The following is a 12472-nucleotide window of genomic DNA, read 5'->3' as shown; positions in this document are numbered from 1 at the left end:
TTCCTCTTGTCAAGCAGCGACCGAACGGCCGCACCATGTAATCCAGAAATAGCAGCTTTTAAATAAAAGGCGAGTCTGACTTTATATATAACGACTAAGAAAACCCCTATGAAAAATTCAATTTAGATAACCCCTGGAAAACATGCAGCCATTTAGCCATCACACGCCTATCTAATTGATAAACAATATATAATCAAAAAGTTATAATACTTTATAAACAACCCCCATCACCTGGCACGGCAAATCGACTAAATAACCCAGCGGGCAAATATCAGAACTCTACGATGCGTATTTCATAAAAAACCGGGAGAAATGAAATAGCACTTCCCGGCACCTCGTAGTTCGTCGGCGCGAGGCGACGGCAAGACGCCCCCGACAGTTCCAACGGAAAGCATCGCCGGGCATCCCGCGAAGCGGCCTTCATCGTCCTGCAATCAAAGCGTCATCGTCACGATGCCAAGTTATCCAACCGATCCTCTCCCGCGAGCGACCATGCATCACGGTATCTCCCCGCCCCAGGACGCCGACCTGTTCGGCCTGATCTACGGTTTCCGTTTCCGCCCCGGCGAAGCGGGGCGGGAAATCGACTCGGCTACCGCCCTCGCCTGCCTGCGGCAGGCTCGCGAGGAGGCGCCGGACGAGTTCCTCTGGCTGCACCTGAACCTCGCCCATGCCGCCTGCGAGCGCTGGATGAAGAAGCATCTGGAACTGCCGGAGTATTTCTTCGAAAGCCTGCGCGAAGGGTCGCGCTCGACGCGCATCGAACACGTCGACTCGGCGCTGCTGGCAGTGGTCAACGACGTGGTCTTCAACTTCGGCCTGGTTTCCTCGGACGTGGCCACCCTGTGGGTCTGCGCCCGCGGCCGGCTGCTGGTCAGTGCACGAGCGCAACCGCTGCGCTCGGTGGACAAGCTGCGCTCTTCGGTGAAGCATGGCGAACCTTTCCGTTCACCCCTGCAGTTGCTGATCCACCTGTTGCGCGACCAGGGCGACGTGCTGACCCAGATCGTCCGCGAAACCAGCGTCGCAGTGGACCGCATCGAGGACCAGCTACTGGCCCTGCGCCTCTCCGCCAACCGCGCCGACCTCGGCGCCATGCGGCGCGTGCTGGTACGCCTGCAACGCCTGCTGGCGCTGGAGCCCGGTTCGCTGCTGCGCCTGCTCAACCGACCGCCGGAATGGCTACAGGATGCCGACCTGCGTGAGCTGCGCGAAGCCACCGAGGAGTTCTCCCTGGTGATCAGCGACCTGACCGCCCTGGGCGAACGGATCAAGCTGCTGCAGGAAGAGATCGCGGCCAAGCTCAACGAACAGAACAACCGCATCCTCTTCACCCTGACCATGGTCACGGTGCTGGCCCTGCCGATCAACATCGTCGCCGGCTTCTTCGGCATGAACGTCGGCGGGATTCCCTTCGCCGACGATCCTGAAGGCTTCTGGATCATGCTCGTGCTGGTCGCCAGCTTCACCTTCCTCGCCGGCCGCTGGGCCTTCCGCAAGCGCGGCGACTATTGAGCGTGGACAACGCCGGCGGACAGTGGTTAGGTTGACCGACCACCGTCAGCCGGACCTTCCATGAGCCTTTCCCCCGCCGATCTCAAGCAACTCCAGGCCGCCAAGAACCTGCTGGAGAACCCTGGACTCACCGCGCAACTCACCAGCCTGCTGGGCACGCCGATCGAATACGGCCTGAAGAAGCTGCCGCGGAAGGTCAACGAGAAGCTCGGTTCGGTGATCGAGGGAGCGCTGCTGAAAGTCGCCCGCTCGGCCACCGCCACTCTCCAGGAAAACGCCAGCGGTCAACCGGCGAACCGCCTGCATACCCTCGGCGCCGCCGTTTCCGGTGGCGTCGGCGGCTTCTTCGGGCCGCTGGCGATGCTGGTCGAGGTGCCGGTCACCACCGGCATCATCTTCCGTTCCATCGCCGACATCGCGCGCAGCGAGGGCGAGTCGATCAGGGACATGGACACCCTGATGGCCTGTATCGAAGTCTTCGCCCTCGGCGGCAAATCCGCCTCGGACGACGCGTCGGAGTCCGGCTACTACGCGGTGCGTACGGCGCTGGCCCAGCAGGTCAAGGCGGCCGCCGACTTCCTCGGCAAGGACGCCGGCAGCAAGAAGGCCGCGCCCATGCTCCTGGCCCTGGTGCGCAAGGTCGCCGAGCGCCTGGGCGTGCAGTATTCGGAAAAGCTCGCGGCGCAGATCGTGCCCATCGTCGGCGCCCTCGGCGGCGCGGCGATCAACACGGTGTTCATGAACCATTTCCAGGCCATGGCGCGCGGTCACTTCGTCGTCCGCCGCCTGGAGCGCCACTACGGCAAGGATGTGGTTCGCGACGCCTACGCCCTGCTGCCACGGCGCGGCTGAGCATGCCGGCCCACGCGGTCAGCCTGGCGCCGGGCGCGGCGGCAGCGACGCGCCAGGTGTTCAGCGCCGTTTCGCTCGCGGCGGAGCCTCGCGCGGAGCCCGGCTGGAGCCGGGCCCCGCGCCGACTCAGAGCGCCAGGCCGGGGTTGTACAACGGGCGGAAAGCGCAATGGGTGGTGCCGGCGCTCTGGTTGTAGAAATAGTAGCGGCGACAATCGTTGTCGTAGTTGCTGGTGCCGACGTTGATCCGGTACGGACCGAAGCTGGCTCCCTGCAGGGAAACGAAGGCGCCGTTGTAGAGCAGCGAGAAATGCAGGTGCGGTCCGGTGGAGCTGCCACCCTCGCAGAGCGCGGTGTTGATGTTGCTGGCATAGACGCCGAGCTTGGTGTCGGCGCTGACCTGCTGGCCGTTGCTCACCTGGATCTGGTCCATGTGGTAGTAGTTGGTCGCCCAGCCGCTGGGGTGGGTCACCCGTACCTGGCAGCGCGACAACACCCGTACCGTGCCGGCGTGGGCGGCGACCACGCTGTAGGTCGCACTGCCCCAGCGCGGCCAGTCGTAGGACGCATCGAAGGACGAGTACGGATAGCCCGAGCCGGAGTTCGAATGCGCTCCGTTGGGCTGCCAGGAATAGCCCTGGCGCCAGGGCAATTGCATCAGGTTGGATGGCGGCGCCAGCGCGGCCTTCGCCTGGAGTTGCCGGGCCACGCGGTTGCGCGGCTGCAGGAGTTCCGCGGCCGGGGTGCCGAACAGGCGCTGGAAGGTCTGCGCGTAGGCGCCGAGCGGATTGCCGCCTTGCACGGCGGAGGCCTTCGCCCCCTCTCGCAACAGACCGAGCAGCGCGGCCGATGCCGCGTTCAGGCCGTCCTCGCCGACGGCCTTGCGCGCAGCCGCCTGGCGCAACTGGTATTCCTCGAAACCGTAGTAGCGCCGCGACAACTGCTGCAACACGTCGCGTACCTGGGCATCGAAGCCGCGTTTCGCCGACAGCCGCCCCAGCGGCGCCGCCAAGGCGCGCTCGTCCGGCGCACCCAACGGCCCGGACTGCATGACCATCAGGGTCAACAACACTTTCGGGTTGATGCTGTAGTAGCCGCTCCAGTGCTCCAGGTATTCGCTTTTGTCGCGCAGCGCCGGCGCGTTCAAGGCCAGGTAGGCCTCGAGGTCGAACGCCTCGGCGTCGCGACCGTAGAGGAACAGTTCGTCATTCAGCGGCAGGGCCACGCTGGGCAATTGCAACTGGCCGAGTAGCTCCGCCGAATAGCGGAAGGCCGGCAGGCCATCGTCATGGGCGTTGGCCGTGCCGCCCACGGCGAGCGCCAGCAGGGCGAAGAGGAACGGCGAGCGCGGGCTCGCCAGGGCGCGGGATCTTTTGTGCTGCATGGGTAGCTCCTGGTCATCGAAGGGAAACCTTGAAAGCCAGCAGCCCGGCGACATCGCCTCCGACGGGATAGCCTGGTCCGCTCCGCCGGTATTTCGCCCAGGCCGGGTTGCACGCCGCAGGACCGTGCAACGCCGTCACCCGGGAAGACAACTATCAGCTTTTGCAGTAAATCCGGTGCCCCGCTCCATCCGGCGGTAAAGCGTGCGGCAGCGCACCACAACCGAGCCGAATCGATCACAGAACGCCAGGCGCCGGAAATACTTCGATACAGTCTGCGCGCGCTCAGCGTTCCTCGGTGGAGGAGCCGTCGAGCGGATCGCGACGTGCCAGCTCGGCTTCGTCAAGGCCGTGGCCAGCGCCGATCTCGTTGCCATGCACAACCCTCAGGCGCTTGTCCGCGGGCGATTCGCCACCGCGCTCGGCCGGCGAGCGGGCGCCGCTTTCGTCGATCAGGGTCTCCGGCGCCAGATCGTCCATGCCGACGTTATCCTGGTAACCGTCGTCCTCGTCCGGCTGCCCGCCGGCGTGGCCCGCCTCGCGTACCCGCCGCGGGGAAAACTCGGCTTCCACCTCGGCCTCGGGCCGCTCGTCGCCGATCCGTGCCTTGCGCGCCTGGCGGCGCTCGTCGAAATCGAGTTCGCGTATCGAACCCATGCGGTCCTGAATGTCGTCGATTTCCTGGGGTGTGGTTTTCCGTCGTGTAGCCATGGCGACCTCCGTTACGAATGGCGAGCGCGCACCGCGAATGGCGCAACGCCCCTGTCCGGTCGACCGGCGAGGCGCCGGAAGATTCAGGAAATCCAACCGACGGCGGCTGCCTCGCTACCACGGTGGCGGGCAAAAAAAAGCCGGATCGGCCCGGGGCGGGCTGGACGATCCGGCGTAATCGAAGCGCGGGACGTCGCGCACCTTGCCGCCGGCACGGGCGGGAGGTGGCGCACAGCGTTTCGCAGGGAATGACCACGGCATCGGCCGGTGGTCCAGGGGGAGTCAGGTCGGCACGGCTTCCTCGAGATAGTCGATGGCCTGGCGCACGGTCTCGATCCGTTCCGCATCGTCATCGGCGATCTCGACGCCGAACTCCGCTTCCAGGGCCATGACCAGTTCGACCACCTCGAGCGACTCGGCACCGAAGTCGTTACGGAAATCGCTGTCCAGCCGGATGTCGCATTCCTCCACGCCGAGCCGGGCGGCTACCAGCTTCCTCACTCTGGTCTCGATGTCGTCCATGCATTGCGGTCCCACTGCCCGGCCCTGGAAAAAAGTGCGGCTACTAAAGCCTCCGTCCCCGCCAGCGACAACTGCCAGATCTGGCAGTGGCGCTGCGCCGGAGCGCGGCCGCCGCAGCGCGCCGCTCAATCCGGTGGACGAAGCGCGACGCAAGGATTCGAAGTCCGTCACAGGGCGCTTCCCGGCGTATGCGCAATCACCCGCGCCTTCCCTCGCGGCAGGCTTTCGGGCAGTTCCGCCAGGGCCCGGCGTGCCTGCTCCGGGTCGAGGTAGTCGCCCCGCTCCACCGCGAACAGCTCCTGGCCATCGCGCAGTTCGCGGCGCAAACGCAACGACAGGCCCGGATGCCGCTCGATCAGCGCGCGCATGAAGGCTTCGCTGCTGCCCTCGACCAATCGCACGGCGTAGCGCTGGGGTGACGGCGGCTGCGGCGCGTGCGTGCCCTGGCGAACCTCCAGCACCTCGCCGCCGCGACCGTCGCCCAGGGACGCCGGGTCCGCCAGGCGCGGCTTCTCCATCAGCACCGGGGCTGGAGCCGGATAGCTGCGCGGCGAGCCAATAGGTGCCGGTGCGACCTGGGCGGCGGGACGCAGGTCGATGGCGCCGGCATCCTCGAACAGCGGGCGTACCGGTTCGCCGGCAGCACCGCGCAGCAACTGGATGGAACGGTAACGGCCATGGCTGATGCGCTCCAGGCCGGCGGCATCGCGGACGATGCTCGGTCGCAGGAAGACCATCAGGTTGCGCTTCACCCGGGTCTCGCGGGACGAGCGGAACAGCCGGCCGACGCCGGGGATGTCGCCCAGCAGCGGTACCCGCGAATCGCTGCGCAGCAGGTCGTCCTGGATCAGTCCGCCGAGGACGATGACCTGGCCGTCGTCGGCCAGTACGGTGCTCTTGATCGAGCGCTTGTTGGTCACCAAGTCCACCGCCTTCGCCGCCAGGGTGGCGGTTGGCGCGATGGAGGATATTTCCTGCTCGATCTCCAGGCGCAGCATGCGGTCCTCGCCGATGTGCGGCGTGACCTTGAGGGTCACCCCGATATCCTTGCGCTCGACAGTGGTGAACGGATTGCTCGAACCGCTGGCGCTGGTGGTGTAGCTGCCGGTCTGGAACGGCACGTTCTGGCCGACCAGGATTTCCGCCTTCTGGTTGTCCAGGGTCAGCAGGCTCGGCGTCGACAGCAGGTTGCTGCGGCTATTGCGGCTCAGCGCGGTGACCAGTGCGCCGAAATCGCGACTGCCGAGGCCGACTATCGCACCGTCGGGCAGCTCTGCCGGCGGCTTGCCGGCCTGCAACGCGCCTAGCAGAGTGCCGATGGACAACCCGCTGTCGGCGAAGCCAGCGCCGCCGGCGACATGCCCGCTACGCAGCGCCCATTGCACCCCGAGGGCGTCGCCGATCTCGCCGGACAGCTCGACGATCGCCGCCTCCACCAACAGTTGCGCACGCGGCACGTCGAGCTGGCGGACGATGTCCTCGAGCAGACCGACATCCTCCGGGTCGGCGAGGATCACCAGGGCATTCAGCGATTCGTCGGCGCGCACCAGCAGGCCGCGCTTGCCGCTTCCCCGGCCATCCTGGCCCCGCTCGCCGTGCAGCGATTCGCCGATCTCCCCGAGGGTGGCGGCGAGGGTCTTGGCGTCGCCATGGCGCAGGCGGATCACCCGGCTGTTCGCCGACCGCGACGAGGGGACGTCGAGCGACTGCGCCAGCCGCAGCAAGCGCGCTCGCGCCTGCGGCGGCCCGAGCAGGACCAGGCGGTTGCTGCGGCTGTCGGCGAGGACCTGGACGGTGGCGGCGCTCTTCCCGGCGGCCGGGGTGACGCTGCGATCGAGCACCTCGGCGATTTCCGCGACCCAGGCATGGCGCATGTCGTAGATGCTGTAGTCATGTTCGCCGGCCCGGTCGAGGCTGCGCACGATCGCCTCGATGCGCTCGATGTTGGCGCGGCGGTCGCTGACGATCAGCGCGTTGGCCGACGGCACGGCGGCCAGATGGCCATGGGCCGGGACCAGCGGCCGGATCATCGGGATCAGTTCCGCCACCGAGGTCTGCTGCGCCTGGACCACCCGCGTCTCCAGGCTGCCCGGCCCATCGCGGACGGTCTTCTGCGCGGCGTCCTGGCGTGCCTCCATGTTCGGCACGATACGCGCCTGGTCGCCCTGCGGCAGCACCGCGTAGCCATGGGTGGCGAGCACCGAAAGGAACAGTTGGTAGACCTCCGCCAGGCTGAGCCGCGCCTGGGATACCACCGTGACCCGTCCCTTCACCCGCGGATCGACGACGAAGGTCTGGCCGCTGATGCTCGATACCTGCTCGATGAAGTCGCCGATCTCGGCATCCTTCATGTTGATCGTCCACTGCTCTTCCTCTTGCGCGGCGGCAGTCGCGGCAGGTGCCGGATGGACCGGCGGCGCCAGGCCGAGGACGGCCAGCGACAGGACCAGGAACAGCGGAGACAGGCGCTGGGCGGAACGGGTACTACAACGTGGCATGGGTGGTTTCTGCCCCTTCGGCTTTGGGGAAATACAGACGTTCTTCATAACCCTGGTCGCGCAGCACCACATGGTCGCGATGAACCGCCAGCAGCACGGTGCCGGGGCGCACTTCGGCGCCCGGTAGGAAGCGCTGCGAGCGCCCGGCCACCGCGATCAGCGCCGCCGAGCGGTCCTCGCGACGCGCCAGGAAGCAGGCCAGCAGGCGTAATTGCAGACGCTCGCCCGCCGTCGCGCCGCGCGGCGACGGAGCGCCACCGAACAAGCCGGCTAACGCCGCGCGCGGGGCCGCTGAAGGGTTAGCTGGCGGCGCCGGGGCCGCTGCGGCGGGCAATTCCGCCAGCTCGCGGCGCAGCGAGCGCGTCTGGCTGGCCAGGCTGGCGCTGAGCAACGCCAGCAGCAGCACGCAAAGCACAGCGGGCGCATGCCCGGCCAGGCTGCGCAGGGAAACGAAAGACGATGGAAGGTGACGCGACATGCAGCAGGCGGATTCCGGCAAACGGGCGCGCTGCATCGACGCGGCTCGCCCAGGGGCGGCGAGCATAAGGGATGGGGCTGCGACCTACGGCCGCGAAAGGGCAAAACTGTTAAGGCTGCCCGCTTTGATCCTTCGTGGCGGGAACTGGCCCACAAAACGCCAGGCGCGGGAAAGGCCTCAGCGCTTGCCCATCGAACGACGGGTACCGCGCGGCGCCATGCCGGGACGCTGGCCCTTGTCGTGGATCTTCCGCTGCGGATAGAGCTGGGCCTGGTTCTTCTTCGCCAGGGCGGCCTTCAGCAACGCGCTGGCGTCGCTCGGCGCGGCCTGGGCCGGAGCGTCGTCGGAGGAAAGGGCCTGGGGAAGAGCGTCGGGAGCGGAAGCCATGGCGTATCCGGATCGGGGGAAATCGTGGGGACGCGATTATACATGGCTGCCCGGCTGTCCGGCAGCACCTGCCGGCGTATCGCCACCGGTCAACGCAGTTGCCACCAGCCCGGTAGCAACCGGCGTACCCTGGCCTGAGCGAAACGGTCGTCGATCAGGTGCACCACGCCGCGATCGCTGCGGCTGCGGATCACCCTCCCGGCGGCCTGGACCACCTTCTGCAGTCCCGGATACAGGTAGGTGTAGTCGTAGCCGTCACCGAACAGGCGCTGCATGCGCAGGCGGATCTGCTCGTTCACCGGATTCACCTGGGGCAACCCGAGGGTGGCGATGAAGGCGCCGATCAGGCGCTCTCCAGGCAGGTCGATGCCTTCGCCGAAGGCACCGCCGAGCACGGCGAAGCCGATGCCCTCGCCGCCCGCGACGAAGCGTTCGAGGAAGGCCCGGCGCTCCGCCTCGTCCATCCGTCGCGTCTGGCTCCAGCACGGCACCCACGGGTATGCCTGGCGGAAGACGTCCAGCGTCTGCTGCAAGTAATCGAAGCTGCTGAAGAAGGCCAGGTAGTTGCCCGGCCGCTGGCGAAACTGCTCGCCGAGAATCGCCGCGATGGGCGCCAGGGAGGCCTGACGCTGCGCATAGCGCGTGGAAACCCGACGCTGTATGTGCACCTCCAGTTGCTCGGCGCTGAATGGCGAGTCCACTTCCAGCCAGGGCGTGCCCGCCGGCAGGCCAAGCAGGTCGGCGTAATAGTCGCGCGGCCCGAGGGTAGCGGAGAACAGCACGGTGGAGCGGCTGGCGGCGAAGCGCTCGGCGAGAAACGCCGCCGGCACCACGTTGCGCAGGCACAGCCGGGCCAGGCTGCGGCCGTTGCGGCCTGGGCGCTTCTCGATGTCGAACAGCGAATGCTCGCCGAACAGCTCGGCGAGACGGCCGAACTGCAGGATCGCGAAGTAGAACTCCTGCAACGCCGGCTCCAGCGCCTGCGGTTGCTCGGCGAGCAGGTCGTTGATCGCCGCCACCGCGTTCTGCAAGGCCAGGAGCAGCTTCTGCGGTGGCTCGTCGTAGGCCTGGTAGTCGTCCGCCTGGGTCTTGCCCAGTTCGTTCCAGGCACGCTGGATGCGCTCCAGCGGTTTCCTCAGGGCCTCCGGGGCGGTCTTGCGCACACCGAGGAAATCGCCCTGGTCGAGTTCGGCGGAATACATCCGCCGGCCGCGCTCCACCAGGTTGTGCGCCTCGTCCACCAGTACCGCCACCCGCCACTGGTTGACCTGGGCCAGGCCATGGAGCATGGCGCCGAGGTCGAAGTAGTAGTTGTAGTCGCCCACCGCCAGGTCGCACCAGCGCGCCAGTTCCTGGCCCAGGTAGTAGGGACAGACCCGGTGCGCCAGCGCCACCTCGCGCAACCGCGCCTGGTCCAGCCAGCGCGCCTCCACGGCGGCGGCGCGGGCCGCCGGCAGGCGTTCGTAGAAGCCCTGGGCCAGGGGACAGGATTCGCCGTGGCAGGCCTTGTCCGGGTGCTCGCAGGCCTTGTCCCGCGCCACCAGTTCCAGCACCCGCACCGGCAGTCCGCCGGTCTCCCCTTCCAGGCTGCGCAGGGCATGCAGCGCGAGGGCCCGGCCCGGGGTCTTGGCGGCCAGGAAGAACAGCCGGTCCAGGCGCTGCCCGGGCATCGCCTTGAGTTGCGGGAACAGCGTGCCGATGGTCTTGCCGATCCCGGTCGGCGCCTGGGCCATCAGGCAACAACCGGCGGAGGCGGCCTTGTACACCGCCTCCGCCAGTTGCCGCTGGCCGTGGCGGAATTCGGCGTGGGGAAAGCGTAACGCGGCCAGTTCGCGGTCGCGCCGCTGGCGGTGCGCCAGTTCCTGCTCGGCCCAGGCGAGAAACGCCTGGCACTGGCTCTCGAAGAACAGCCGCAGCTCGTCGGCCCGCACCCGCTCGACGAAGCGGGTCTCCTTCTGGCTGCCGACCTCCAGGTAGACCAGCGCCAGTTCGACTTCCTCCAGCTTCCGTTCGGCGCAGAGCAGCCAGCCGTAGACCCTGGCCTGGGCCCAGTGCAGGTGCCGGTGGTTGGCCGGTTGCAGGGCGAGGTCGCCGCGGTGGGTCTTGATTTCCTCCAGGCAGTTCGCCTGCGGATCGTAGCCATCCGCCCGGCCGCGCACCTGCAAGTGACGGTAGCGTCCGTCCAGCGCCACCTCGCGCTGGTAGTGAGCGGGGCGCCGGGAGGTCACCAGGGTATGTCCGGCGATGCCTTCCAGGGCGCTGGGCGACGGGGTGAAGCGCAGGTCGAGGTCGCCGCGCTTGGCGCTGAACTCGCAAAGCGCGCGCACCGCCACCTGGTACAGCGCCTCGCCGCCCTGCTCAGTCATCGACATGCCAGCGCACGTAGCAGACCGCCACCGGCATCTCCCGCTCGCGGCAGAATTGCAGCCAGCGCAACTGGTTGTCCTGCAGGCGGTCGCCCGGTCCCTTGACCTCGACCATCCGGTAGCGACGCTGCGCCGGCCAGAACTGGATCAGGTCCGGCAGGCCGGCGCGGTTGCCCGGGATATCCTCCAGCAGGCGTTCGAACCAGGCGCGCAGGTGGGCCGCCGGCAGGCAATCGAGCGCCTGTTCGAGCAGTTCCTCGCCAAGCAGCTCCCAGTAGACGAAGGGCGACTGCAGGCCGAACTTGTCGCGGTAGCGACAGCGGATCGCGTCGCGGTAGCTGCCGTCCTCCAGCCGCCCCAGGCAGGCCTCGAACAGGGCGGCGCGGCGCTGGCGGAAGTCGGCGCTGTGCAGGTCCGCCGGCGCGCTGTGGAAGGGATGGAAGAACGCCCCGGGAATGGCGGCGAAGATCGCCTCCCAGCAGAACAGCCCGAACAGCGAATTGATCAGGCCGTTCTCGACGTAGTGCACCGCGCAACCGGGCTCTTCCAGGTGCTCGCGGACCGCCCACTCGACGCTACAGGGTTCGCTCGGGAACGCCAGGCACAGGTCCAGGCGTTCGATTTCCGGAGCCGCCGCCCGCGCCTGTCGCGGCAGGCCGAGCTTGCCTTGCAGGCGCGGCAGCAATCGGGCCAGGCCCTGGCGTTCGGCGTCGCTTTCCGGCGCACAGCTGGCCTCCCGCGCCAATGCATGGGCTTCGGCGAAGCGCTCGCCACGTTCCAGGCTGCGAATCGCCCGCAGGCGCGCGCCGGGGTGGCTGGATTGGCGATAGAGCCGCTGGGCCAGGTCGAAATCCCGCTGCTTTTCGCAGTGCTGGGCGAACTGGAACAGCAGCTTGACCCGCCGCCCTTCCAGCCAGGGATTGGCGTAGGGTTCGCCCGGCAGGCCGGCGAGCAGTTCCTCCAGCGGCTCGCCGAGGTCGAAGCGCTGGCGGCAGTCGAACAGGTGGAGATAGGCGTCGACGTCGGCACGCAGGCGAAAGCCGCGGGAATCGGCGGAAAACTCGACGCTTTCGTAACGATAGATACCCAGGTCGGCAAGGACGAACTCCGACCAGTCCTGCCACAGATTGCCGAAATACATCAACCGCAAGCGGTCGCAGAGCGCCATGCAGCGCAACTCGTAGACCGGTTCGGCGAAGTCGGCCTGCCACTCGGCGAGCCGCCGCGCCTCGGGGAACAACGGCTGGAGCCGTTCCAGCAGCGCATCCTTGCGCAGGTTCGCGCGCCCGAGATGGTCCCTGAACAGCTGCGACAACTCATCCTTCTTCAGCAAGCCGAACAGTTGCGCCAGTTCCAGGGCCGGCTGCGCGTCCACCCAGCCCAGTGCCAACAGCGGTTGCACGGCGGCGCGCGTGTCACCGATCTCGGCATAGGCCAGCTTGCCTTCGCGGAACAGCGTGCCCTTGCGCATCACCATGCGCACCAGCAGGGCTTGGCTGGCCTCGGGCAATTCGGCGAACGCGGCGATGAAGGCACGTTCCTGATCGTCGAGCAGATCGGCATAGCGTTCGCCGATCCAGGCGAGTACCGCGCGGAAGTTGTGCAGGTAGTAGAAGGGTTCGGGAAGCGCTGGGGAATTCACGGGAAGCGGAGCCTGGTACTGTTCATGCATACAGATACCAGCGCCCCTACGGCTTGGCAATGCGCATCCGATCAAGCGTCGCCGGCCTGGCGACGACTATCCAGGCACAAGGCATTCGTT

The 12472-nt window shown here is 67.4% G+C and carries 10 protein-coding genes; 2 read left to right on the top strand and 8 right to left on the bottom strand.

Annotation, left to right across the window (positions count from 1 at the left end; all coding sequences use genetic code 11):
- Window positions 1-492 precede the first annotated feature (492 nt).
- Together VQ065_RS14635 and VQ065_RS14630 are read left to right on the top strand one after the other, a co-directional pair.
- A complete protein-coding gene (locus tag VQ065_RS14635; protein WP_003088098.1) occupies window positions 493-1515 on the top strand; it encodes a transporter in 1023 nt (340 codons plus the stop codon).
- 60 nt (window positions 1516-1575) lie between these two features.
- Complete coding sequence (locus VQ065_RS14630; protein ID WP_003106675.1) at window positions 1576-2367, top strand: EcsC family protein; 792 nt, start codon at window positions 1576-1578, stop codon at window positions 2365-2367.
- 126 nt (window positions 2368-2493) lie between these two features.
- Here the strand turns inward: VQ065_RS14630 and lasA are convergent, their stop codons facing one another.
- The 8 genes from lasA to fan1 form a co-directional block, all read right to left on the bottom strand.
- Window positions 2494-3750, bottom strand: a complete 1257-nt coding sequence (gene lasA, locus VQ065_RS14625) for an elastinolytic metalloprotease LasA (RefSeq protein ID WP_003088096.1) — start codon at window positions 3748-3750, stop codon at window positions 2494-2496.
- A gap of 283 nt (window positions 3751-4033) precedes the next feature.
- Window positions 4034-4459: a hypothetical protein gene (locus VQ065_RS14620; protein WP_003088094.1), complete on the bottom strand. Its 426-nt coding sequence runs from the start codon at window positions 4457-4459 to the stop codon at window positions 4034-4036.
- A 282-nt stretch (window positions 4460-4741) separates the two neighbouring features.
- On the bottom strand, window positions 4742-4981 hold the full coding sequence (acpP, locus tag VQ065_RS14615) for an acyl carrier protein (RefSeq protein WP_003132735.1): 240 nt from the start codon (window positions 4979-4981) through the stop codon (window positions 4742-4744).
- Window positions 4982-5148: 167 nt separating this feature from the next.
- Window positions 5149-7479 carry a type II secretion system secretin GspD gene (gene gspD / locus VQ065_RS14610; RefSeq protein ID WP_003088091.1) on the bottom strand — a complete coding sequence of 777 codons (2331 nt, stop codon included), beginning with the start codon at window positions 7477-7479 and terminating at the stop codon, window positions 5149-5151.
- Window positions 7466-7993: a type VI pilus biosynthesis protein gene (locus VQ065_RS14605; RefSeq protein WP_003113617.1), complete on the bottom strand. Its 528-nt coding sequence runs from the start codon at window positions 7991-7993 to the stop codon at window positions 7466-7468. The genes gspD and VQ065_RS14605 overlap by 14 nt, the downstream gene beginning before the upstream one ends.
- Before the next feature lie 141 nt (window positions 7994-8134).
- Complete coding sequence (locus VQ065_RS14600; RefSeq protein WP_003088087.1) at window positions 8135-8344, bottom strand: hypothetical protein; 210 nt, start codon at window positions 8342-8344, stop codon at window positions 8135-8137.
- Between the two features lie 89 nt (window positions 8345-8433).
- Window positions 8434-10710, bottom strand: coding sequence for an ATP-dependent DNA helicase (locus tag VQ065_RS14595; RefSeq protein ID WP_003088085.1), 2277 nt, complete (start codon window positions 10708-10710; stop codon window positions 8434-8436).
- The gene (gene fan1 / locus VQ065_RS14590) at window positions 10703-12382 is read right to left on the bottom strand and encodes a nuclease Fan1 (protein WP_003088082.1); all 1680 of its coding nucleotides are present in this window, start codon (window positions 12380-12382) and stop codon (window positions 10703-10705) included. The genes VQ065_RS14595 and fan1 overlap by 8 nt, the downstream gene beginning before the upstream one ends.
- Between the last annotated feature and the right edge of the window lie 90 nt (window positions 12383-12472).

The organism is Pseudomonas sp. KBN10P06128 (genome assembly GCF_037574945.1).
GTDB classification, from domain to species: domain Bacteria; phylum Pseudomonadota; class Gammaproteobacteria; order Pseudomonadales; family Pseudomonadaceae; genus Pseudomonas; species Pseudomonas aeruginosa.
This window is presented reverse-complemented; position numbering and strand designations above follow the sequence as displayed.

Excerpts from the sequence above, each read along its gene's own strand:
- VQ065_RS14635 (WP_003088098.1), top strand. The coding sequence starts at position 493 with ATGCATCACGGTATCTCCCCGCCCCAGGACGCCGACCTGTTCGGCCTG.
- lasA (WP_003088096.1), bottom strand. The coding sequence starts at position 3,750 with ATGCAGCACAAAAGATCCCGCGCCCTGGCGAGCCCGCGCTCGCCGTTC.
- VQ065_RS14620 (WP_003088094.1), bottom strand. The coding sequence starts at position 4,459 with ATGGCTACACGACGGAAAACCACACCCCAGGAAATCGACGACATTCAG.
- VQ065_RS14595 (WP_003088085.1), bottom strand. The coding sequence starts at position 10,710 with ATGACTGAGCAGGGCGGCGAGGCGCTGTACCAGGTGGCGGTGCGCGCG.
- gspD (WP_003088091.1), bottom strand. The coding sequence starts at position 7,479 with ATGCCACGTTGTAGTACCCGTTCCGCCCAGCGCCTGTCTCCGCTGTTC.
- fan1 (WP_003088082.1), bottom strand. The coding sequence starts at position 12,382 with ATGCATGAACAGTACCAGGCTCCGCTTCCCGTGAATTCCCCAGCGCTT.
- acpP (WP_003132735.1), bottom strand. The coding sequence starts at position 4,981 with ATGGACGACATCGAGACCAGAGTGAGGAAGCTGGTAGCCGCCCGGCTC.
- VQ065_RS14605 (WP_003113617.1), bottom strand. The coding sequence starts at position 7,993 with ATGCAGCGCGCCCGTTTGCCGGAATCCGCCTGCTGCATGTCGCGTCAC.
- VQ065_RS14600 (WP_003088087.1), bottom strand. The coding sequence starts at position 8,344 with ATGGCTTCCGCTCCCGACGCTCTTCCCCAGGCCCTTTCCTCCGACGAC.
- VQ065_RS14630 (WP_003106675.1), top strand. The coding sequence starts at position 1,576 with ATGAGCCTTTCCCCCGCCGATCTCAAGCAACTCCAGGCCGCCAAGAAC.